General features: G+C 70.0%; 1 protein-coding gene and 1 pseudogene. One reads left to right on the forward strand and one right to left on the reverse strand.

Annotation, left to right across the window (positions count from 1 at the left end):
* On the reverse strand, nucleotides 1–871 hold an 871-nt coding region (locus FNQ90_RS23480; protein WP_407699436.1), incomplete at its 3' end, for a SigB/SigF/SigG family RNA polymerase sigma factor.
* A 227-nt stretch (nucleotides 872–1,098) separates the two neighbouring features.
* Here FNQ90_RS23480 and FNQ90_RS23485 point away from each other — a divergent pair.
* Nucleotides 1,099–1,325: pseudogene (locus FNQ90_RS23485) on the forward strand (hypothetical protein); the annotation flags it as partial.

A 1,325-nucleotide genomic window follows, 5' to 3' on the forward strand; every position in this document is an offset into this window, starting at 1 on the left:
CTCGGGGGGCGGGGCTCGACCCCGGCGCCCCGGGGTCGGTGCCCTCCACCGTTTCGCGGATCCGGAGCAGAGCCTGTCGCAGCAGGCGGGAGACGTGCATCTGGGAGATGCCCAGCTGTTCCCCGATCCGGCTCTGCGACATGTCCCCGAAAAAGCGCAGGTGGAGAATGGTCCGTTCGCGCTCTGACAGCCCGGCCACGGCTCTCCTCACCGCCTCCTTGTCCACCACGTGGTCGAAGCCGGGATCCGGCTCCCCCAGCGCCCCCAACAGGGAGGGCCCCTCCTCCTCACCGTTTCCCGTCGCCGCGGCGTCCAGGGAGAGCGTGCTGAAGCTGCGCATCGCCTCCATGCCGAGCCGGACCTCCTGTTCCGACAGGCCGGTGTACTCCGCGATGCGGTCGATGGGCGGGCCGTACTCGTCCAGACCGCAATCCAGTTGACGGCTGGCCGCCCGCACCCGGTTGCGCAGCTCCTGGGTGTGCCGCGGGACGTGCACCCGCCACATGCAGTCCCGGAAATGGCGCTTGACCTCACCGACGATCGTCGGCACGGCGAAGCTCTCGAAGGCGTTGCCCCGGGAGGGGTCGTAGCGCTCGACCGCCTTCACCAGTCCCAGCGCCGCCACCTGGCGCAGATCCTCCAGGTCCTCCCCGCGGCTGCGGTAGGTCAGCGCGATCCGATCGGCCATCGGCTTCCAGGCGCAGACGATCTGACGGCACAGTCGCTGCCGCTCGGGACACGGCGGCAGCACGGCGATCCGCTCGAATTCCTCACGGGTGTCCGGGGCGTCGTGGTGCGGATGGCGACGGCCGCGTCGCCTACCGGACCCTCCCGGTATTTTCCCGGGGATGTCTCCGGGCATCGTCGGCATTATCGCCCCTCTTCGCCGGCTCGACATCGAAACGGACGACGTGCGGGCTCCGGGGGGTATCACGAAATTCCCGCAGGGTTCCCGCACGCCTTTTCGCGTACGGTGCGTCGCGGACCCCGAGCACCTCACGCCCGATTCCATCGTGACCCCGCCCACACTCTTCCGCATCCGGAGAGCTTTTTCGGTCGAAGAGGTTTCCCGGCCGCCACAGCGGTCACCCGAGGAACATGAACCAGTCATCGAAGGGCCCGGGCGGCGCCGCCGGGCTCCCCATCCCGGAGTACGACCAGCTGACCCCGGGCGAGCTGGAGCACCGGATCCGCTCCCTGGAGCCGGAGGGGGTCGACCGGCTCCTGGCCCACGAGCGGGAGCACGCCGATCGCCCGCAGGTGGTCAACCTGCTCACCGAACGTTTGGCGCAGATGGAGGAGGGCTCCCCGCCCACCCCCGGTGG

This window comes from Streptomyces alkaliphilus, assembly GCF_014141535.1.
GTDB classification, from domain to species: Bacteria; Actinomycetota; Actinomycetes; order Streptomycetales; family Streptomycetaceae; genus Streptomyces; species Streptomyces alkaliphilus.